The sequence below is a fragment of the Stenotrophomonas sp. GQ19 genome (assembly GCF_059758695.1).
In genome coordinates this window covers 411,459-433,179 of the sequence record NZ_JCAXES010000003.1, presented here as the reverse complement: position 1 = coordinate 433,179, position 21,721 = coordinate 411,459, and the positions used below count along the sequence as shown (strand labels likewise).

Here is a 21,721-nt window from a genome sequence, read left to right as displayed (position 1 = left end):
GTGGTCGTTGGTCGTGACGCACGCAGTCGTTCCGACCCGTTCCAGAACCTCTTGGGGAGGTGCTCAGTCCACGCCAATGCAGGCGGCAGTACCGGCAATGGCGTGGCACCCACACGCCAGCATATGCCCCTCAAGTACGATCGATTTGCCTAGCATCTTGCGTGCCGGGTGCCCTTCGACAAAGCGGAACTGTCCTGCATGCATAAGGCAGGTGGCGCTATCACCCACGACCGCCACCGTCTGGCCGTGTACGGCATGGCTACCGGCCAGTTGGCAGCGGATCACCTTGCCGCCGCTGTTGGTGGCATCACCCAGGCAGATGGGCGAGCGCATCCTGGCACTGCGTTTCACCGGGCGCGGTACATGAAAGGATCTTCCTCGCCAAAGGGGGCGTTGTGTTTCTTCTCCTCCGCGCTGGGGGGGCGCACCATCTGCAGGCTGACGCTGCCGTCCTCGCCGGCATACATCACCGCGCTCACCCCGCCATCCTTGTAGCTTGCAATGGCGGCCAGGCCGATCTGCACCAGAGCGCTGCCCAGGCCGGTATCGCCCAGGCGCCTGCCGATGTCGTAGCCCTCATCGACATTGCCCGGATCGAGGCCATGCCCATCGGCATTGAGCTCATGCAGGGCCGTGTTCAAGGCGATCACGCTGTCTGGATTGTCGGTGCTGTCATAGAACACGCGCACCGGGTTGTGCCCGGGAGGCAGGGTGGCCAGTGCCTGCGCCCAGCCGGCCTTCAGTGCCTTGGCCTGCAGAGCCGGCTTGAGCGGTTTGCCCTGCTCATCGTGCAGCGGCACCTTCACCGGTGGGTGCAGGTGGCCCAGTTTGGGGGCACGATCGAACTCGTCCACCTGGTGCCTGGTCCAGCGCACGGGTAGCCACGGCGTGGGGGTGAACTGTCCCGGGCCACGGTTGTCGATGGTCTTCCATAGCTCGGGAAGGGCGGCCTGCCAGTAGGCCGAGGCCATGGTGCCGGGGGATATGGCATCAGGAGCGCCTTTGGCGCGGGCAGCAGCGTCGAACTCGTCTTCGGCCAGGTCAGCTCGTTTCCAGTAGAAATCCCACAATCTGCCCAGATCAGTATCTGTGGTCTGGTTGTTTTCGCGGTAGTCCGGTGCATATGGGCGTAGATAGTGATCCACGCGATCGCTGCGCGACACCAGAAGCGCAGCTGTGTTATCCAGTACCTCCGGCAAGTAATGACCATCTGCCAGCCCAGGCGTACCGTATGGGCGATACATCTCCCGTACTACATCGCCGTCGCGGCTGGCGATCAATGCCTGGGGTACCTCGGGGTGCGCGTCGAAGAACTCAAAAAGCTGCGCGATCAGGCGTTGCGCGTGGAGGGCATTGGCGTCCTGTTGCCACAAGAACAGCGTCACGCCGAGCGAGCCCTTGTTGCGGCCATTGCGAATCAAGCTCGCTGCTTGTTGCTCGTTCGTGGGTTCACTTCGAGGCGGCTCCGCTACGAATGCGGGAATGGGCCAATAGGCGACTGAGTCGGTGGCGGCGTACTCAAAGGCGGCGCCCGTGTCCACGGCGGCATCAATCCCACGTCCCTGTGCTGAATCAGAATAGTCTTTGGGATTCTGGGAGAAGATGGAAGCAAAGTTGTCCGGCTTCGTCTGAATCAGTCGCCATAACGATGATTGATGGTGGACTCCTGGCGCAATGCCAACACCCCGCAGTTCCAGTGACCAGGTGGCTTGGTCAGCCTGATCCAGCATCTGCGCTCCCACGATGGTGGGCGCTACAGGGCCGGCCGCTGTGGTCGTCCCGCCGAAACGCACACCATTGATGGCCCAATGCCCGGCAAATGCCAGTGCTGTCAACGCGGCTATTGCGCATAGCCCCCAAGCGATTGCGCGTGCCACGTAGCCCGTCTCCTCGTCTGTCATCGGTGCTGTAGATGCCGTAGTTGCCATGCCTGCAACCAGTACCACCCACGTGCCCATCAGCCCCAGCATCGGCCAGAGATAGCGTTTGAGGCGAGGCCTAACGGTTGTTGTTGTCGGCATGTCGCTTTCTCATTGTGGGATACGGCCTCGGACGAGCGGCGGCATGCTGTCCAGCCGCACCAGATCGTTGCCGGGAAACTTGCCAGATTCGTAATAGATGTGGGTTGCCTTCACAAGAGACCGGGTGCGCTCATCGAGCGTGTTCCAAATCGCATTGGTCTTAATTTTTGCGTGAGCCTCTTTGGTCATCCGCCAATCGCCCATCAGCGTCAGCAGTTGCCGCCACTGCGGGTCATCGAGTGTGTGGGCCTGGCCAATGGCGACATCCATCGCCGTCACCCAGCGGTGGTTCTCCCGGTCACGCAGAACGGCCGAGTGGTAGCTGTTGGGTTCCAGCGTGTCGGCGTCATGGGTCATGCGTTTGCGGATTTCATTCGGGGTTTCCTCGCGCAGCACGCGTACTTCCATGCCATCCCGCCCGCGGGTTCTGATCTCATTCCTGACCGTCTGCGTCTGGTCATCAGGTTCCTTCCCCTGGTTGAAGCGCGCACGTACCTGCTCGGTGTTTGCAACGTCGGCACGCCTTTCCATCTCGATCCATTTGAAGTTGGCTTTGGGATTGCCCAGGGCCACCGCCTGGCTGACATCATCAGGACGGTCCTTGCCCACTTGGGTTGGCGAGCCTTTCACCACCTCTCCGCCAAACATCTGCGGCACATGCGGTGGTGTGAGCGCTTCGCCGTTGATCAAGCGCAGGGTGCCCTCGGCTACGGGCTCCAGGGCCAACAGCCCGACCATCCAGCTGGCACCGGGATAGCGGGGCTCGTCGGCCGCGCGCAGAAAGTGGCTGCGTGGAGGATCGCCTACCATGACCGGCTTGGACACACGGTAGCGTTTGGTCCACATACGTTGGTAGAAGCGCATGTCGCGCAGGGTATCCATCGCCGGCTGTGTCTTCACGCGATCCGTAACCTGGTCGGGTACGCCGTAGGTGCCGATGCCCACTACCTTGTCCAGCGAAACCGTGGTGTCATCCGGGCAGAAGTACAGCAGCACCTTGCCGCGGTTGTCGCGCTCGGGGAAAACCAGGAGCTTTCCATCCTTGCCCAGGCGCTGGCCCTGTGCGCCGGTCCACGCCTTGCCGGTGCGCCCGAAGTGCTGCTTCCCGCCTGAACACATGTCCTCCAGTGAGGGCTGGGCATACGGCGTGGCGGTGATCTTGTTGACGATGGCAAGCAGGGTTCCCAGGGTATCCGAGCCGGCCGGCGTTGTTGTTGTTTCCACCGAGTAGGGCGTGTCCACCATCACCACGCAATCGGCGCAGCGCGCGCCGCGCTCCACCAGCATGGCCTGGGACAGCAGGGTGACCAGGGTGCCCTGGCTATGGCCGATGACGGTAATGGTTTCAGAAGGAAACTTGCTGCGGATGGTGCTGATCATCGTCGCCAGGCGCTCGGCGGCGAGGACAAAGTAGCGGCGGTGCGGCCCCAGGCCGAAGTACTGGGTGTTGGGTGCGACCACCTGCACGGCATGGCGCATGGCCGAATCGAAGCCCTTGCCGTACATCTCCGGCAGGTTGTTGGTGGCGTTGGCGAAAAAGCCACCCGGCTTGCCGAAATGGCGGTCCAGGCGGTTGCCGAGCTTGTCCTGGTACTGGGTGCGCAGCGTGAACGGGTCGCCGTTCGGGTCGCGTTGGATTTCATGTTCCGCAGCCCGATAGCCCCAGTAGAAGGGAATCAGCATGCTGTTGGCGTGGGTGTCGTCGCGTTGGTACAGATGGGTGTCGGGGTCATCAATGATCTTGAACTCTCTGTCATTTAGTTGAACGCGAGGCTTGCCCTTCGCCGCCGCGTACCTGGCCCCGTACTCTCCGGGTCGCAGATCAGTGCGGTCCAGCCGCTCGTTCAGCCCTTGGCACAAGCCAGCTTCCACTGGTTTGTAGCTGGCACCGGGATCGTTCACCCCATGCAGGAAGATCACGATGCCCGGGCGCTTGCGTGGCACCGCGACATTCTTGACCATGCCGCCGCTGGCGGGGATGAGACGACTGGTGGCAACGTCGGTCCAGTTCGATGGGCTCATGGGGTGGGCTCCTGCGGGGTCTCGGTCTGCCCGGGCGCTGCGGCGGCCGCTTCGCCGCTGGCGTCGATGGCGGTGTCCTTCACGCTGATCTTCAACCGCTGCATGCTCTCGCGCTGCACACGTTCGCCGCCGCCATCGGCATCGGCCTGCTGCCGTACTTCCTCGCCATCTTCCAGCGCCACGCGATAGTCGATGCCTGCAGCGGCGGCAGCAACATCGCCTTCATAATGAAAGCGATGCTGCTGTGTGGCCGGGTCGCGCCCGAACGCGGGCACGGTGGTACTGTCGGTCTTGGGGCCCCGCCAGTCGTGGGTGTCCGCATGCACCACCGCGGTGCCCGGGGTGCCCAGCTCGATGCCCTCGCCGATGCGCAGGTAGCTGCCATCATCGGCCACCAGGCGGATGCGCGGTGCACTGATCACCACCTCGCCTTCGCTGGCCACCAGTTGCAGATTCTGCTGTGCCTGCATCTGGATGTCCGCGGCCTGCGCCTGCAGCAGCAGGTTGCCGCGGTTGGCGATGAGCTGCATATCCTGATCCTGCGCGTACAGCGACAGCCCATGGCCGGCCTGCAGGCGGGTGCTGCCACCACTGACCGATTGCACTGCATCGCGGGCAACCACATCGTGGTTGCCGCCGGCATAGTGAAGCTGCGATGCCGGCGTGGCGCTGACCACGCCGGCTTCGGCAGCCAGCGCCACCACGGCCGCGCCCTCGCTCTCGCCGGATTCGGCGGCGGCGGGCCACTCGCGCAGGCCTTGGTGCAACTGCGCCAGGCCCTGTGGGTCACTGCTGGATGCGCCGCGTTGGGTGGCGGCCTGGCCCAGGCCACGGAACAGTTCGGCGCAATCCTCCAGCAGGGCCAGCAGTTCCTGCCGGTCCAGTTGCCCGCCTTGGGCCAGCTCGCGGGCATAGCTGGTGATCAGGATGCCGTGCGTGGCGCGCAACGCCAGGGCGGCATCGGTGCGTAGTTCGGCGCCGGCCCCACGTGGCTGGGCCTGGCCATCCACGCGCGGTGTACTCAAGGCGCCCAGGTTCAGTTCGCTGGCAAACGGAGTACTGGCCAGCCGTGCGCGCACCTGGCCGGGGGTGTCGTCCATCAGCAGTTCGCTGTACCCCTCACCGCGATGCTCACGCGACAGGATGCCCGATAGCGCGTTGTTGCCGGGCAGGCCGTTGCGGCCGCTGAATGTGGGCGGGGCGTGTCGGCCGTTGTACAACGTGGCAATCACCACCGGCCGGTCGATATCGTTGTGGAGGAAGGCGACCAGCACCTCCTGGCCGATCCGTGGCACGAACTGGTGACCGAAACCGGCACCGCCGCTGGGCATGGCCACACGCACCCAGGTGGAGGCACGTTCATTGACCTGGGCCGTGCCCGTGGGATGTTCATCCGGGCGTTGCCAGTGGAACTGGATGCGGATACGCCCGAGGGCGTCGGTGAATACCTCTTCGCCGGCCGGCCCCACCACCGTGGCGGTCTGCGGCCCGTTGGCGGTCGGTCGGTCCAGTACGCCGGCGAAGCGGGGCACCAGCGGAACATCCTGGGGTACCGCGCTGAAGCAAAGCTGGATGTTGTCGGTCACATCGCCCTGACCGCAAGGGGCGACCTCTTCCAGGAGTGATGGGGGCACTTGCCAGGCTTCGGGGGTGTTGTTGCGCAGTTGCAGGTCGATGCCGGTGACCACGAAGGTGCGTTGCTGCTCGTTGTGTCCGGCGTGGGCTGGATGATCCTGGATCAGAACGCTGTCGCCGGTTGAGACGTCGCGCAACCGACCCTGGCCATGGAAGGTGCGGGCCTGAAGCTCTTCGGCCTGCATCCGCAGCTGCGCATAGGTACACAGTTCGCGAGTGTGGCTGGCGTAGTAGGGCGGCACGGCCTGGTAATCGGTCAGGCTGGCGGTTGCTTGCTCGCAGTGCTGGCCGTACTCGCCGTACTCCTGGACCTGGACGCTCAGATCTTCGCCGTGCAGCGGATGGGCCGCCTGATAATCATGGCTGGACAGCTCGACGCGGCTTGGGCCAAGGCGAGTGCGGCCCTCCCAGCCGGTCAACTGCCGCTCCTGTGGCCGGGACGCAGCAGCCTGCGCACGGTAGTGCAGGACCTGCGGCGGCTGATCCTGCTGCGGGGCCGTATCGGTGAGCACCAGGTGGTGGCCGTGGGTGTCGGCCTGTGGACTGGCGATGAAATAGTAGGTTATGCCCTCTTCGGCCAGCAGGCGATCGATGAAGGCCTGGTCGCTTTCATTGAACTGCACGCAGTACGAACGCGTGGGATGACTGCGCCGCAGCACGCTGGCGTACGTAAAGCAGGCCGCGATGGCGGCGTTGCGCTGGCAGTGTTCGTCCAGCACGGCGGCGACGATCTGCGGCACGCTTTGGTCCTGGAAGATGCGGCAGGTACGCCGCCGGTCCAGCAGTGACAGCGCCGATTCCACCTGAAGATCGATCACGCCGAAGCTGCCGGCACCGTCGCGCTTGATGGCACCGGTGACAATCCCCGACAACCAGCGGCGAGTTCCGCTGCCCATGTCCACTCCGAAGGCCACCGGCTTGCCCAGTAGCGAGGTGAGTTCGATGGCATCGGCGCCGCATAAGCAGGTTGCGCTTATTTGGAAAGGGCGGTGGAGTTCGTCGCGATAGCGCACCGAATGCGGCCACAGTCGCGGGCAATCGCCCGCGCCAAGCCATTCCATATCGATCAATCGATGACTGGAATCCGTCCCCTGCCCATGTGGATGGAGCAACCCCTGCATGCGTTCATTTCCTTGACCGTGCCGATCAGGCACGCTCAGGGATTTTGCGAGGCAAGCGCCACGAAGGACGATCAAATCGCCCGAGAATCCGCGCTCGAGCGAGAGGTGGCTGTAATGCGACAATATGGCGCGCAATCAGCCGTCTATTGACGATGCATAAACCGTGATAAGTATCACTGACTGCGCAACTATGTAACCGCGTCAACGGCTCAGTGGTCGCGCTCTACCGCTAGTTTCGCCAGCGCCCGCAGTGCATCCGCTGCCTCACCATACCCGGCCAGACCATCGAACATCTGTTCGCTCAGCGTGCGCAGTTCGGCCTTGGCGCCATCCATGCCGAGCAGGGCGGGGAAGGTCGACTTGGCCTGCGCCTCGTCCTTGCCGGCGGTCTTGCCCAGCTGTTCGGAACTGGCTTCGACGTCCAGGATGTCATCGCGCACCTGGAACGCCAGCCCCAGTGCACTGGCGAAATCATCCAGCTGCAGCAGGTCGGTCTGCGGCGCATCGCCACACAACGCGCCCATCCGCACCGCCGCGCGGATCAGCGCACCGGTCTTCAGTGCATGCATGCGCTGCAATGAAGCCAGCGGCTGCGCATGGCCGGTGGCATCGATGTCCAGCGCCTGGCCACCGCACATGCCGGCGGCGCCGGAAGCGTGGGTCAGCGCCTGCAGGCAGTGCACGCGCAACAGCGCCGGCAGCGCGGCATCGGCCAGCAGGCCGAACGCACGCGTCTGCAGCGCATCACCGGCGAGGATCGCGGTGGCTTCGTCGAAGGCGATGTGCGTAGTGGGGCGACCGCGACGCAGCGCGTCGTCGTCCATCGCCGGCAGGTCATCGTGCACCAGCGAATAGGCGTGGATCAGTTCCACCGCCATTGCCGGTGCATCCAATGCGTGCTCGTCGGCACCGAACACCTGGCCGCTGGCATACACCAGCAGCGGGCGCATGCGCTTGCCACCGCCGAGCACCGCGTAGCGCATCGCCTGGTGCAGGCGCTGCGGTGCGTGTTCGGGAGAAGGCAGGCTGGCGTCGAGCTGGCTTTCGATGCGGTCGCGCCAACGCGCGAACGTAGGCTCAACCATCATGGCCGGGTGGATCGAAGCGTTCGGCGGTGTCGGGGCGGGCCGGGTCGCTGAGCAGGCGCACGCGCAGTTCGGCCTGTTCCAGCGCCTGCTGGCACTGGCGGTACAGGCCGACGCCGCGCTCGTAGGCGCTGAGCGATTGTTCCAGGCTCAGATCACCGGCTTCCATCTTCTCCACCAGCTGTTCCAGCTCTTCCAGCGACTGCTCGAAGTGGACGACCGGGGAGGTTTCGTTGGGGGACTTCTTGGGCATGGGACAAGTGTGATGCGCCAACCCAGCGGGGTCAATTCACGCCGCGCCCGGGGTCCAGCGCAGCTGCGCGTGGTGTTCATCCAGCCAATGCTGCAGCGGTGCGGCGATGACCCGGTCGCCGGCCGCCATCAGCACCGCGCCGTCGAACAACAGCGGCAGCTGGCGCCGCTGCCACGGCGGCAGCCCCCGCTGTTGCAGCAGGTCCTTGAGCGCATGGGAGTGGGTGCGCCCGGGCAACTGGATACGCTCACCGCCGCGGCGCGCGCTCACCTGCAGGGGCGTGGCCAGCTGGCTGGCGCCCAACAGCTCCAGCTGGCCGCCGTCGGGCAGCGCCAAGGGCGCACGGCCATCCCAGTGCACGCTCCAGTGCGGGGGCAGCGCCAGCGTGGCCGACAGCAGGTGCAGTTCGCTGCGCCACCGGCGGATCCGCGCGCCCTGCCAGGCGAACTGGGCGTCGGCGTCGTGTGCGGCCGGCAGCAGGTCGCGCTCGATGGCGTCCACCCCGGCGGCAGGCAGCGGCGGCAGCCCGCAGTTGCGCACCCATTGGCGCAGCAGGCGGGCACGGCGTTCGCGCGGCAGCCGCAGCAGGCGCGTGCCATCCAGCACGCCGGGGGCCAGGCTGCAGCGCCGCAGGGCGTCCTGGTCGGACACGTCCAGCAATTGCTGCGCCTGCGCGCAGAGTGCGGCGCTGCGTGCGAAGGCGGCATCGGCCTGCGGCCAGCGTTGCTGCAGCAGTGGCAACACGTGCAGGCGCAGGAAATTGCGGTCGGCCTCGTCGCTGGCATTGCTGGGGTCGTCAACCCAGTGCAGCGCCTGCGACTGCGCATAGGCCAGCAGCGCGGCGCGCGGAACCTGCAGCAGCGGGCGCCACACCGTACCGGTGGCAAACGGCGCCTCGCTGCGGATTGCGGCCAGCCCATCCACCCCGGACCCGCGCAGGGCGCGCAGCAGGAAGGTTTCGGCCTGGTCGTTGCGGTGATGGGCCAGGGCCAGCTGTTCGCCCGGGCGCAGGGCGCTGGCGAACGCATCGCGGCGGGCATGGCGCGCGGCCGCTTCCAGGCCGTGGCCGCTGTCGCGGGCCACGTCGACGCCGATCACCTGCAGGTCGATGTTCCAGGCCGTGCAGATCGCCTGGCAATGCTGCGCCCACGCGTCGGCAGCCGGTTGCAGGCCATGGTGCACGTGCACCGCACGCAGGCCGGCATCGCGCTGCGCAGCCGACTGCGCCAGCCAATGCAGCAGCACGGTGGAATCGAGTCCACCACTGAAGCCCACCAGGACCGGGCGGGGGGCAGCGGAGAGATGGGGCAGGGGCGAGGACATCGGTTCGGGCAGGCTCAGGCAGGGAGGCAGTATCGACGCTGCGGGCCAGGCTCGCCACGCACGGCGGTCAGGGGGTGGTCGGTTCGGGCACGCGGATGCCCTGGCGATTGATATGGAACCAGTGGCCGCCTTCCACCGGCGTGTGGCCCTCGCCGTCGGGTGTGCCGGGGCGGCAGCCATTGCAGACCTGGGCGATGCCGTCGGCGAAGGGCCAGGCGAAATCGAACGTGGCCGGGAACGCCTGCTCCAGCGCGGCGGTGAAGTAGCCGACGCGTGGGCCGATACGGCCGCGCAGCAGGCCCTCCTCAACGTAATCCGGCCCGCTGTCCCAGGTCAGCACGGCCTGGGTGCGGCCGGTACGGGTCACGTAGTGGAAGCTGCCGGCGGCATATACCGCCGCCAGCCCGTCGGCATCGTAGGGGAGATCGGGCAGGACGCTGGCGGCGATCCGTGGCGCGCCATTGACCACCTCGCAGCCGGGCAACGCCCACAGGCCGTGTTCCTCGGTGAGCACCTGGCAGGCCGGTGCCTGGGCCAGCGCGGTGCCAGCCCAGGCCAGCCCGGCCGCCAGCAACAGCGGCCGCGCGTGGCGGCCCCTGCGGCGTGCGGCCGGCGTGCGTGCCCGCATCAGTTGGCGTCGGCCTTGCGCTCGAACGCCTTCGGCGTGGGCAGGTCAACCGGCACGCCCTTGGCATCGCAGGTGCCGGCCTCGCACAGGCGCTGGCGCAGGCGCGGGGTGGCCTGCACGATCATGTGGTAGATCGTGTTCTGCTCCATGGTGCCGCGGATGGCCTTGCTGCCCGGGCCGCGTGCCCAGATGCCGACGTCTTCGCCGCCATGGGTTTCACTCTTGGTCGGCACCAGCGCTTCCTGCATGTAATCGGGGTGCTCGGTGTCCACGTGGCTCAGGTCCGGGCGGCCGGCGGCCGGGTCGAAGCTGCTCGGGTTGTGCGGATACACCTTCGGGCCGGCCGGCTGCTGGTTGGTGGCGCCGGTGTAGCCGGGGCCGTTGGCGTAGCTGAGCGTGGTGTAGGGCAGGCCGAGGCCGTCGCGGGCCACGTCCAGGCCGCCCACGCCGTCTTCGCCGCCCTTGTCCTTGACCTTGCCCAGGATCGGGTTGCCGCGGGCCGGGTAACCGACGAAGTTCAGGGTGTGCGAATGGTCGGCGGTGACGATGATCAGGGTGTCCTGGTCGGAGGTTGCCTCGACGGCTGCGCGCACGGCATCGGACAGGGCCACGGTATCGCTGAGGGCGCGGTACGCGTTGCCGCTGTGGTTGGCATGGTCGATGCGCGCGCCCTCGACCATCAGCACGTAGCCTTCCTTGTGCCGGGACAGGGTGCTGATGGCGGCCTTGGTCAGCTCGGCCAGGCTGGGTTCGCCGGACGGGTCGTCCTTGCGCTCGATCTCGTAGCGCATGTGGTCCGGCTCGAACAGGCCCAGCAGCGCCGGGGCATTGCGCGCGGCCTGCAGCTGCTTGGCGTTCCAGACATAGGCGCCCTGCGGGTGGGCCTGCTGCCATTCGGTGACCAGGCTGCGGCCGTCCAGGCGCTGGCCGACCTTGTCGTCATACTCGGGATCGCGCTCTTCCACGGTGGTGAATTCACCGCGGCCGCCGCCCAGGGCAACCAGCGGACCACGGCCATAGCGCGCGGTGGACAGCAGCTGCTGGGCGATGTCGGTGCAGCCGGCGGCCTTGGCGGCGTCGGGCACGTCGGTGTCGTTTTCCCAGTTGCGCTCGGGCGAGTGCGCGTAGGTGGCGGCCGGGGTGGCGTGGGTCAGGCGCGCGGTGGACACGATGCCGGTGGCCATGTGCGCGCTGTCGGCCAGCTGCAGCCAGGTCAGCAGGCCCTTGTTGAGGCTGTCGGCGCAGTCGTTGCGGGTGCCGGCGCTGACGCCGATGGCGCCCATGTGGGTCTTCACGCCGGTGGTGATGGCGGTCATGGTGCCGGCCGAATCGGGGGTCTGCGAGTCGGTGTTGTAGGTCTTGCTGAATGCGGTGGCCGGGAAGCGCTCCCAGGACAGCAGGTTCTCTTCACCCGGGTTGCCGTTGCGCTGGCCTTCGAAAATGCGCGCGGCGGCGACCGTGGTGAGGCTCATTCCGTCACCCAGGAACAGGATGACATTCTTGGCCTTGCCGTCCATGGCGCCGCTGCCGGCGGCACGGGCGGCCCCGCTGCGGTACCACCACTGGGGAGTTTCACCTGCCGGGTGGGCCACGGCGGGAACATCGACGGCAACCGCGCCGGGGGCCGTGGCGGCGGGGGTACCGGTGGCGCAGGCGCCGAGCAGCAGGGTGGTGGCGATGGCCGCCACCAGGGACGTGGAACGGGACATGGACGGGCATATCTCACAGGTGAATCGGGCGTTCATTATGCAGAACGGCGCAAGGCACGCCGATGACACGCTGATTTTCCGTGTGCGTCTCGTTCCGCGGGCGCGGTTGGGCTAAGGTGCCTAGCTGTCGAATTCTCTCTGGAAAGCTCATGAAGCTGGTTTCTGCGTGGTTGCGGATTCCGTTCTGGCAACGCGTGCTGGGCGGCTTCGTGCTGGGTGCGCTGGCCGGGTGGTTGCTGGGTCCGGCGGCCGAGGTCTGGTTCGGCCCGTTGGGCGACCTGTACGTGACGCTGATCAAGATGATCGCGGTGCCGCTGGTGTTCTTCGCGGTGATCAACGCGATCTCTTCGCTGCACGGGCAGAAGTCGGTGGCAGCCCTGGGCGGGCGCACGTTCCTGTGGTTCATCATCACCGCGGCGCTGGCGGTCTGCGTGGGGCTGGCGGTGGGCACGATCCTGCAGCCGGGCACGGGCAACCTGAGCCTGAGCATGGACCACGGTTACACGCCGCGCGAAGTGCCCAGCGTGGTGAAGGTGCTGATGGACGTGGTGCCGTCGAACGTGTTCTACGCGCTGACGGGCATTGGCACGCGGGTGAACGCGGCCGGTGAGACGGTGCTGGCGGCGGGGCGCGGGTCGATCCTGCCGGTGATCTTCTTCGCCGGGCTGCTGGGCTTTGCGATGGTGAAGCTGGGCGACAAGGTGGCCGAGGCGCGCAAGCTGACCGGGCAGATGAGCGACATCATGATCCAGGTGACGCGCTTCGTGCTGGAGATGACGCCGCTGGGAACCTTCGGGTTGATCGCCGGGCTGGTGGGCAGTTATGGGTTCGAGAAGCTGCTGCCGTTGGGCAACTTCGTGCTGGCGCTGTACGTGGCCTGCGCGTTCCATATCGTGGTGGTGTACGGCGGGCTGCTGCTGTCGCACGGGTTGAATCCGCTGAAGTTCTTCCGCGGCGCGGCGCCGGGGATGCAGGTAGCCTTCGTGAGTTCGTCGAGCTTTGCGGCGATGCCGGCGGCGATGCGGTCGATCACGCACAATCTGGGCGTGAACAAGGATTACGCGTCGTTCGCGGTGCCGCTGGGTGCGAGCATCAAGATGGATGGCTGTGGTGCGATCTACCCGGCGTTGTGCGCGGTGTTCATCGCGCAGTACACGGGGGTGCCGTTGACGCCGGAGCAGTACATCGTGGTGTTGATCGCGTCGGTGCTGGGCAGTTTCGGTACGGCGGGCGTGCCGGGCACGGCGGTGGTGATGGCGACGGTGGTGCTGAGCGCGGCGAACCTGCCGTTGGAGACGATCGGGTATTTGTATGCGATCGACCGGATCCTGGACATGATGCGCACGATGACCAATGTGACCGGGCAGATGCTGGTGCCGGTGCTGGTGGCCAAGGAGACCGGGTTGCTGGACCAGGCGGTGTACAACAATCCGTCGACCAATCTGGGCGTGGACGAGCTGGAGAAACGCGCGTCGTGAGTGTCGCGTTCGATGGTGATGAGGATGGGCCCGCGAAAGCGGGCCTGTTTTTTTTTAGAAGCTGAAAGCAACTTCAACTTCAACTTCAACTTCAACTGCTCAAAGCCGGTGTCCGAGTGTTGCTGGGGTGGGTCGGCATGGGTGGGTAGCCGGGACACGCCGCAAGTACGTCCGTGTAGGCTCCGTCGCGCCATCCATGGCGCTCAGGGTCCCGGCTACCCACCCATGCCGACCCCTCACACTGGGTCGGTGTCCAGGCGAGAGCAAGAGGCAGTGCGCAGGCAAATGCATGCACTGCCGCTCGCCTGTTAGCTGAAGCTCGCGCTCTGATATGGAATGGAGGCAGAGGATTGCCGTGCTGTTGCCTGTTGCTCTGCCCAGGCCACCAGCCAACTGTCGAGGGATGGGGTGGGTGGGTTCACGGGACCCTGAGCGCCATGGATGGCGCGACGGAGCCTACATGGGTGAGGACGCATTGCTTGCGAGGCATTGCCTCGCATGCGTCCGAACGCACAGCCGCCAGCGGCTGGGCCGGGCCGCGGAGCGGCACTTGCGGCGTGTCCCGTGAACCCACCCACCCCATCCCAGGTTGGGAGCACAAGGCAACAGCCGCTCTTCGCGGACCCCGCCCGCAAGGACATAGCGGCAAGCAACACGCGCTCTTCGATCAAACAAAACGCGTGCGACCAACCTGACTACGCGCTGTAAACGGTGTATCAACCGGTGTAACACACGTGATACACCCACGAAGAATCCAGCAGCGGCGGGCTTGTCGGTCGTGTGATGCGCTTGTTCAGCAGATGTTATCTCCAACGAATCTGTAACAACGCTGTTGCGGCGTTACACCCTGAGCCGCGGCGAAGGCCCGTGTTTGCTCGCGTGTGGAGTTGGCACGATTGCTGCGTTACCCCTCCGCATGTTTCGAGGAGGGCGCCATGGACAGCGTTGTTGCACACCGCACCACCACCACCACCGCACTCTGGCTGCTCGCCACCGCGCTGGCCCTGCCGATGGCCGCCCAGGCCTCCGGCGCACGCCAGGGCGTCAAAGCACAGCCCGGTGAAATCGTCCTCCTGCGCGACGTCTCCGCCCGGCCGGCCTACCGGCCCGCGCCTCCCGGCATGGCCCTCATCGCCGACCCCTCGCCCAAGCGCGAAGTCAGCCAGGCCCTGGGCACCTCCACCGGCATGGACGAACTCAGCGATGACGACTATGCATCCCTGGGCTCCAACACCGGCGCCGGCGTAACCCACACCCAGACCACCATCGAACGCGTCACCGGCACCAACGTCACCTCCACCCTGGGCAAAGTCACCGACAGCGGCATGCTCTCCGGCGGCCAGCTCAGCAACGCCATCGGCGGCCCCATGGGCGCGGTCACCGGCGCCACCCGCGGCATCGGCGACCAGGTGCGTGGCGCGCTCGCGCAGTTCCCGCTCGGCCAACCTGCGGGCGGGCCCGGCAAATGAACCGCCTGCACCGCACCCTCCTGCTGGCCACCGTCATCGCATCGCCCCTGCCGCTCCACGCGCAGCAGCCCGATGACTACGCCACCATGCTCACCTACCTCAACACCAGCCGCATCGACGGCCGCGCGCTGTCCGGCGCCGACGGTGCCATCACCGTCAACATGACCGCCGGCGACCTCAACCAGCAGGCCAACCTGCTCGGCATCGCCAACGGCACCAACGCACACATTGCCATCAACGCCCGCCAGCAACACAGCGCCAACCAGGTGCTCGGCGACGGCCCGATGGATGCCAGCGCCACCATCGGCGGACAGGCACTGAGCGGCGCCCGCGGCGTCGCCATGATCAACCAGGCCAGCGGGGCCGGCAACGCGACGCTCAACGTCGTCACCGCCACGCTGGCGCAACAGGGCATACGCGAGTCGAACGACGAGGCCCTGGCCTCATCGGGGGCGCTCGTGTCAGCAGGGGGGCAGGCGGCCGTCACTCGCGGCCGGCCGGCCGGAACCCGCAGCGTGGCGGTGGAAGCCACCGCGCTGCAGGGCTTCGACGGCGTCCTGCAACTCAATCAGATCGCGGGATCCGGCAACGCCACCGCCAATCAACTGAGCATCTCGGTGCAGTCCACCCCGTGAGTAGTCACATCCACCCGATTGTCTGTGATGAGAGAGAGGGCACCATGAACACCAACATGAAACGGACCGTACTTGCGCTGGCCATTGCCGCCGCGTCTGCTTCCGCCGGCGCCAACGGCTGGGGCAACGATCGCGACAACCAGAACCAGAATGCGAACATCAACCACGTCCACAACGTGACCGAGACGCGCACCAACACCAATACCAACACCGATACGGATACCGATTCGCGTACCTGGAACCGGACCCGCAACACCACCACCAACAACAACTCCACCAGCAATACCACCGTCAACAGCAACGTCACCCGCAACCGCAACGTTACGGTGAATGAGAACAGCAACATCCAGGCTGACGAGCGCAAGGAAAAGAACAACCACGGCGTCGACGTGAACCTTGAAAAGGACATGCGCCTGAGCTCGGATGTGAACTTCTCCGGCGACCCGGAAATCACCGGCTCGATCGACCTCGATTCGGCCGCGATCGCCATCATCGACAACCGCCAGTCGATCACCAACAACAACGCCGCCAACAGCCTGGTCACCAACAGCGCCTCGATCGCCGATGACGTCGGCGCCGATGCCTCCGGCAACCTCGGCTTCAACGTGGCCGCCGGCGACAACAACGCGCAGGACAACGCCGCCTCGCTGTCCGCGGCAGACGCCTCCTTCAGCTTCGGCATGGCCGACGCCGAAGTGTTCGTCAACCAGTACGGCGCGGGCAACACCACCCTCAACTCCGGCGTCACCAACGCTGCGGGCCTGGGCGGCAATGCCTTCAGCGGCGCCTCGGGCAACATCGGTGCCAACGTCGCCTCGGGCAACAACAACGAGCAGAAGAATGCGCTCGCTGCCTCCGTGGCCACCAGTGCCTATGCCACCTCGAGCATCAGCTCCAACCAGGTATCCACCGGCAACACCGTTGCCAACGCCGGCTACCTGCGCTCCATGACCGACACCGTCAACGTCAGCCTGCGTGGGCGCGTGGCCGGTGGCACGCTCGCCGTCGGCGCCGGTACCTACAGCGGCAGCGGCAATGCGTACCAGAAGGACAACTACTACCTGGATACCTGGAATGGTGAACTCGACCATCCGAGTGGCAATGCAACCGGCCACATCGACATGGACAACGAGATCCAGAATGCAACGGCCAACCCGAACCGGGAAGGCGTGGGCGGTATCGCCTTTGATACCGATGAGAGCGGCACCAGCCGGTTCGTCGAACTCGGCGTGGCCGATCTGTATGCCAGCTTGAGCGGCACCGTGTCCACCACCCGCTGGGTGAACGTGGATGCGACCAACACCGCGGCGTTGTCCGGCAGTGCGTTCTCCGGCGCCTCCGGCAACATCGGGGTGAACGTGGCCTCCGGTACCGGCAACCTGCAGGCCAACAGTCTGGCCCTGGCAGTTGCCCAGCCGTCCACCGGGGGCGGTGGCGGCGGCACCGGCGAGTAAGTTTGTCCGTTTTCGCAAGCAGTACGCGTTGAGCGCAACAAACCCGGCCATCCGCCAATGGCCGGGCCCCCGGGGGCCCCTGTCCCATTCTCCCCCTTTGGGGCAGGGGCTCCTTCCTTATCCGGAGCCACGCCAATGTTCAAGCACGCGCTGTACGGGTCGTTGTTGCTGCTGATGCTGCCGTTCGGCGCCGCGCGTGCCGGCGATGTCGGCTTCAGTGGCGTGCTGCCCAACGGCGCGGTGCTGACCCAGCGTGTGGAAAGCATGCAGGAACGGCGCTTCCGCAACGTGGTGCGGCAACACACCGATTACAGCTGTGGCGCGGCGGCCCTGGCCACGATCCTGCGATACGCCTACCACCTGGAGGCGGACGAAGGAACGGTGATCGAAGGCATGATGGGGGTCTCGGACCCGCAACTGGTCCACCAGCGGGGGTTCTCGCTGCTGGACATCAAACGGTACGTTGAATCGATGGGCATGCGCGGACGCGGCTACCGCGTCAACGAAGAGCGCCTGCGCTCACTGCGCGTGCCCGGTCTGGTGTTGATGGATGTGCGTGGCTTCCGCCATTTCGTGGTCCTCAAGCAGGTCCGCAACGATGTGGTGGACGTGGCCGACCCGATCCTGGGCAACCGCAGCATTCCCGTCAGCGAATTTCTGCAGGCGTGGCCGTCGCGCGCCGTGTTCATCGTGATCGGGAGTGACTTCGATCGCAACACGGTGCTGCTGCAGCCCGGCGAACGGCCCAGTGCGCGCTCGCTGTATGCCCGGCAGGGGCCGATCACCGACGCGGAGTTGGTGGATTTCGGCTTCACCCATGCCGACTTGTTCTAGGAGGCACCATGAATATCGCACGCTGGACGCACGGTGTATTGCTGCTGACCCTGCTGGGGGCCCTGCCGGCACACGCCGATGAAGGACGGCCCGGCAAGGGCCTCAGTGAAATCCCCGATCCCGAGCTGAGCCTGATGCGCGGGCGCTACACGGTCAATGGCAGCAGCGTGGCGTGGTTCGGGGTGACCATGATCACCCAGTGGAACAGCGGCAACCAGGCCGCCACCAGCGCGCTCACCCTGGGCATGGATTTCCGTGCCGGCGGTGCGCCGAAGGTGAGCTTCACCCCGTCGGTGACGGTCACTGCCGCCGATGCGCCGCTGCCGGTCTCCACCGGGCGCAGCATCGATGCCAGCGGCCTGCAGAACGTGGCCGGGTTGACCCAGAGCATCCAGGTTGCCGGTGACGGCAACGTGGCCAGCAATACCACCCACCTCAACGTGCGCGACGGCGATGCACCCGCGCCGGCGGCGCAGGGCCAGCACCTGGCCAGCCTGCAGCAGGGCGGGGTCAGCGCGGTGGCGCAGCTGGACGGCAACAACGCCAAGGTGCAGCTGCAGATCGACGGCGTCGGCGCGGTACAGCAGTGGATCCGCAGCGGCAGTGTCGGGCAGAGCATCGCCCTGGGCAGCGACGGCCAGGCCGTAAGCAATCGCATGCAGATCGATCTTGTCCGGCAATCGCTGGCCAGCAACGTCCCGCTCAGCCAGAACGTGGCCCAGGCGATGACGCTGGTGCGGGGTGTCGGCATGGGTCCCGGCCAGTAGTCCCCGTGGCCGGGCAGGGGGAGTGACACCACAACGTGGACCAAGGCAATGCATACCTCGACACGCGTAACACCGCTGGCGCTGGCGGCGCTGGCACTGATGGCCGCGGCCGGCGCGCATGCGCAGGCCGCGCCGGCCGATGAGGCCGACGTCAAGGCGCTGATCGCGCAGCTGGAAACCCTCAAGGCCAACTACGCGCAGGAAGTGCGCCGGTTGCGCGAACTGGACATGCAGGTGCAGGCGATGCAGGCCCGGCTCACGGGCAAGACCGCGCCGGTGGCCGGTGCAGCCCCGCCGCCCCCGCCGCTGCCCGCCGGTACGCCCGCCGCCCCCGCCAGCGCGGACGGCTACGCCAGCAGCGCCGAAGAGGCGCAGCAGGCCAAGCAGGCCTCGCGGCGCAGCGTGGATGACGTGAAGCAGCAGCAGGCGGCGTTGTTCAGTCGCCGCTTCACCGTGGAAAACAGCCTCACCTACTCACGCTATGACCGCAAACAGGTGACGCTCAACGGCTTCCTGGCCCTGGATGCGATTTTCCTGGGTAACATCGCCATCGAGAACGTCGAGTCGGACACGCTCACCTACAACCTGGCCGCGCGCTGGGGCGTGAGCCCCCGGCTTACCCTGAACCTGGACGTGCCCTACCTGGCGCGCAAAACCGTGTTCCAGAAGGGCGGTGCCGGCGGTTCGGCCGCAGCGATCGCCCAGGAAGAGACCACCGGCAACGGCATCGGCGATGTTGGCCTGAGCGCCAACTACCGGCTGTTCGCCGAACATGGTCGCTGGCCGGAAACGGTGCTTACCGTAGGCGCGACCGCACCTACCGGACGCGCGCCGTATGGCCTGGACTGGAAGGTGCTGGAGCGCGACGACGACGACTTCATCCGTTTCGCGGTGCCCGAACAGCAGCCCACCGGCAACGGGGTGTGGCAGGCCAACGTGGGCCTGTCGGCGGTGAAGACCGCCGACCCGGCGATCCTGTTCGCCAATATTGGCTACATCCATTCCTTCCCGCGCAGCTTCGACGACCTGGATGCCAACCCGGATACGGTCAACCCGGGCGAGGTGAAGCTGGGCGGGTCGTACTACTTCGGTGCGGGCGTGGCGTTCGCTTTCAACGAGCGTACCAGCCTGAGCATTTCCTTCAGCGACAAGCTGAGCAGCCGGGCCTCCACGCGCTACCGCGATGGGCAGTGGTTCAAGGTGATCGGCAGCGACGCCAACGCTGGCACGCTGAACCTGGGCATCACTTACGCGCTGAACCGCAATACCACGCTGGTGAGCCTGCTGGGCATCGGCCTGACCCCGGACGCGCCGGACTTCACCCTCGCCTTCAAAGTGCCGTACATGCTGTGAGTGGCGGGGTGTGCGGCTCCGTTTGCGCGTGCCGGCAGCGTCGGGGCCCCTCGGCGGCCGGCGGGCCCTTGTGCAAATGTCCCCCGGCCGACGCCTGCGCGTCGGCCTCCTCCTTTATTTTGCCAAGGACCTGCCGGCCGCCAAGGGGCTCGGCTTGCGGGATGCAACGGCGCGCTCTGCTGCCGGCTGCGAAGGTCGGTGTCGTTCGGCGCGCGACAGCTGTCGGTAGATCCGCTCAGCGCAACTCGGGGAGGGCCAGCTGGTGTTTGCGGCAGAGTCGGTAGACCGTTACCCGTGAGACCTGCATGTCGCGGGCGCAGGCGGTGATGTTGAATTCGTTCTGGCGCAGCGCGTGCAGCAGCGCGTCGCGTTCGGCCGATCTGCGTGCGTCATGCAGCAGCCGCTGCGGCATCTCCAGCTGCGCCGGCACCAGCTCCAGGTCGGCGGCACTGATCAGTTCGCCGTCGGTGACGATCGCCGCGCGCTGGATGCGGTTGAGCAGTTCACGCACGTTGCCTGGCCAGTGGAAGCGTTCCAGGGCGCGCCTGGCATCGGCGCTGAAGCCGCGCGCGCGGGTGACGTGGCGGTCGCGGAAGCTCGCCAGGAAGTGCTGGGCCAGCAGCAGGATGTCGCTGCCGCGGTCGCGCAGTGGCGGCAGCGGTAGGCGCAGGACATTCAAGCGGTAGAACAGGTCGCGGCGGAACTGGCCGCGCTCCACCGCCTGTTCCAGGTCGACGTGGGTGGCGGCCAGCACGCGTACGTCCACCGCCAGCGGCTTGTTGCTGCCGACCCGTTCGATGGTGCCTTCCTGCAGCACGCGCAGCAGGTTGGTCTGCGCGTCCAATGGCAGGTCACCGATTTCATCGAGGAACACGGTGCCGCCGCTGGCGGTCTCGAACAGGCCCAGCCGGCGGTTGGCGGCGCCGGTGAAGGCGCCCCGTTCGTGGCCGAACAGTTCGGACTGGACCAACGCGGCCGGGATGGCGCCACAGTTGACGGCCAGGAACGGCCGGGCATGGCGCGGCGACAATGCGTGCAGGGCTTGGGCGGCCAGTTCCTTGCCGGTGCCGGTTTCGCCGGTGATCAGTACCGGCAGGTCGACCGGGGCGAATTTGCGGATGGCGCTGCGCGCGACCTGCAGGACGGGGCTGTCGCCGATGAGCTGCTGCGGTCCGTGCGTGGGCGGCTGCTTGGCATCGCCAGCCAGTTGCTGGAGGCGCTGGACGATGCGGGCCAGGTCCAGCGGCGCGGCAAAGGTTTCCACGCACACGGCCAGCAGTGCCTGCAGGGCGGGCGAGGGCGGCGGGGCGCCGGCGGGCAGGATGGCCAGCAGGGTCATGTGCCGGTGTTCGTCGAGCAGGGCCTGCAGCCGGGCCAGGTTGGCCGGCAAGGCGGTGCGCAGGTCGAGCAGGCCGACCACGTGGTCACTGCCGCGCATGCCGATGGCCACGCAGTCGTCAGTGGCCACGCCACGGACCTGCCACCCTGCGGCCGCCAGGGCGGTGCGTTCGGCCGTCTGCGGGGACCCAAACCAGATTACACACCGGGCCGGAAATTCAGGGACTGCCGCCATGCGTCACCTTGTAGACGAGGATCACGGGCGGAATCTGATGCTGGTCCGGTGGCCTTGGACGTGCCGCCCCACGTCCGGGTCCGCGGCCTGGACCGACGGAGCGGGCAGGCACTTGGTTTGCTGGCTGTTGCGTGTTCGACAAAAAGGACAACGCGGGTTGGGGGCGGTAGCGGCCAATAGGCGGGGTACGCAGAAACGTGCCTTGATGCTTTCCAGGCGCAGCCGTCGGTGGATCGGGCGCTGGGCCCCCATGCCCTTTCCGGCGAATGTCCTCCGGCGTCGGCCTGCGGCCGCCCCCTCCCCCATTTATTTCGCCTCCAAGGGCATGGGGGCCCAACGCCCGACCCACCGACAGCGCCAG

General features: G+C 66.7%; 17 protein-coding genes. 7 read left to right on the top strand and 10 right to left on the bottom strand.

The annotated features are described in order from the left end of the window. Positions 1-63: 63 nt before the first annotated feature. The 9 genes from AC6CHL_RS09210 to AC6CHL_RS09170 form a co-directional block, all read right to left on the bottom strand. Positions 64-333: a PAAR domain-containing protein gene (locus AC6CHL_RS09210; RefSeq protein ID WP_498294208.1), complete on the bottom strand. Its 270-nt coding sequence runs from the start codon at positions 331-333 to the stop codon at positions 64-66. Between the two features lie 14 nt (positions 334-347). After that, positions 348-2,021, bottom strand: a complete 1,674-nt coding sequence (locus tag AC6CHL_RS09205) for a type VI lipase adapter Tla3 domain-containing protein (RefSeq protein WP_498294207.1) — start codon at positions 2,019-2,021, stop codon at positions 348-350. Between the two features lie 9 nt (positions 2,022-2,030). Further along, complete coding sequence (locus AC6CHL_RS09200) at positions 2,031-4,043, bottom strand: T6SS effector phospholipase Tle3 domain-containing protein (protein ID WP_498294206.1); 2,013 nt, start codon at positions 4,041-4,043, stop codon at positions 2,031-2,033. Beyond that, positions 4,040-6,739: a type VI secretion system Vgr family protein gene (locus tag AC6CHL_RS09195; RefSeq protein WP_498294205.1), complete on the bottom strand. Its 2,700-nt coding sequence runs from the start codon at positions 6,737-6,739 to the stop codon at positions 4,040-4,042. The genes AC6CHL_RS09200 and AC6CHL_RS09195 overlap by 4 nt, the downstream gene beginning before the upstream one ends. A gap of 269 nt (positions 6,740-7,008) precedes the next feature. Next, positions 7,009-7,884: a polyprenyl synthetase family protein gene (locus AC6CHL_RS09190; RefSeq protein WP_498294215.1), complete on the bottom strand. Its 876-nt coding sequence runs from the start codon at positions 7,882-7,884 to the stop codon at positions 7,009-7,011. Further along, the gene (locus tag AC6CHL_RS09185; RefSeq protein WP_038687128.1) at positions 7,877-8,137 is read right to left on the bottom strand and encodes an exodeoxyribonuclease VII small subunit; all 261 of its coding nucleotides are present in this window, start codon (positions 8,135-8,137) and stop codon (positions 7,877-7,879) included. The genes AC6CHL_RS09190 and AC6CHL_RS09185 overlap by 8 nt, the downstream gene beginning before the upstream one ends. Before the next feature lie 36 nt (positions 8,138-8,173). After that, entirely contained in the window at positions 8,174-9,460 is a 1,287-nt protein-coding gene (gene tilS, locus AC6CHL_RS09180; RefSeq protein ID WP_498294204.1) for a tRNA lysidine(34) synthetase TilS, read from the bottom strand. Positions 9,461-9,527: 67 nt separating this feature from the next. Next, the gene (locus AC6CHL_RS09175) at positions 9,528-10,088 is read right to left on the bottom strand and encodes a WG repeat-containing protein (protein ID WP_498294203.1); all 561 of its coding nucleotides are present in this window, start codon (positions 10,086-10,088) and stop codon (positions 9,528-9,530) included. Continuing rightward, positions 10,088-11,797 (bottom strand): alkaline phosphatase, encoded by a 1,710-nt coding sequence (locus tag AC6CHL_RS09170; protein WP_447594978.1) that lies wholly within the window; start codon positions 11,795-11,797, stop codon positions 10,088-10,090. Before AC6CHL_RS09170 ends, AC6CHL_RS09175 begins: the two co-directional genes overlap by 1 nt. Positions 11,798-11,946: 149 nt before the next feature. Here AC6CHL_RS09170 and AC6CHL_RS09165 point away from each other — a divergent pair, with 149 nt between their 5' ends. The 7 genes from AC6CHL_RS09165 (at position 11,947) to AC6CHL_RS09135 (ending at position 19,787) form a co-directional block, all read left to right on the top strand. Then, positions 11,947-13,275: a dicarboxylate/amino acid:cation symporter gene (locus tag AC6CHL_RS09165; RefSeq protein WP_498294202.1), complete on the top strand. Its 1,329-nt coding sequence runs from the start codon at positions 11,947-11,949 to the stop codon at positions 13,273-13,275. Positions 13,276-14,210: 935 nt separating this feature from the next. Beyond that, on the top strand, positions 14,211-14,744 hold the full coding sequence (locus AC6CHL_RS09160) for a FapA family amyloid fibril periplasmic chaperone (protein WP_447594974.1): 534 nt from the start codon (positions 14,211-14,213) through the stop codon (positions 14,742-14,744). After that, positions 14,741-15,379 (top strand): FapB/FapC family functional amyloid domain-containing protein, encoded by a 639-nt coding sequence (locus AC6CHL_RS09155; RefSeq protein WP_038687140.1) that lies wholly within the window; start codon positions 14,741-14,743, stop codon positions 15,377-15,379. The genes AC6CHL_RS09160 and AC6CHL_RS09155 overlap by 4 nt, the downstream gene beginning before the upstream one ends. Before the next feature lie 44 nt (positions 15,380-15,423). Beyond that, positions 15,424-16,833: a FapB/FapC family functional amyloid domain-containing protein gene (locus AC6CHL_RS09150; RefSeq protein ID WP_038687142.1), complete on the top strand. Its 1,410-nt coding sequence runs from the start codon at positions 15,424-15,426 to the stop codon at positions 16,831-16,833. A gap of 135 nt (positions 16,834-16,968) precedes the next feature. Further along, the gene (locus AC6CHL_RS09145) at positions 16,969-17,667 is read left to right on the top strand and encodes a C39 family peptidase (RefSeq protein ID WP_038687144.1); all 699 of its coding nucleotides are present in this window, start codon (positions 16,969-16,971) and stop codon (positions 17,665-17,667) included. An 8-nt stretch (positions 17,668-17,675) separates the two neighbouring features. Next, positions 17,676-18,434: a hypothetical protein gene (locus tag AC6CHL_RS09140; protein WP_038687146.1), complete on the top strand. Its 759-nt coding sequence runs from the start codon at positions 17,676-17,678 to the stop codon at positions 18,432-18,434. Positions 18,435-18,482: 48 nt separating this feature from the next. Further along, positions 18,483-19,787, top strand: a complete 1,305-nt coding sequence (locus AC6CHL_RS09135) for a hypothetical protein (RefSeq protein ID WP_038687148.1) — start codon at positions 18,483-18,485, stop codon at positions 19,785-19,787. A 235-nt stretch (positions 19,788-20,022) separates the two neighbouring features. Here AC6CHL_RS09135 and AC6CHL_RS09130 read toward each other — a convergent pair whose 3' ends face one another. Beyond that, positions 20,023-21,360: a sigma-54 interaction domain-containing protein gene (locus tag AC6CHL_RS09130; protein WP_463601404.1), complete on the bottom strand. Its 1,338-nt coding sequence runs from the start codon at positions 21,358-21,360 to the stop codon at positions 20,023-20,025. Positions 21,361-21,721 lie beyond the last annotated feature (361 nt).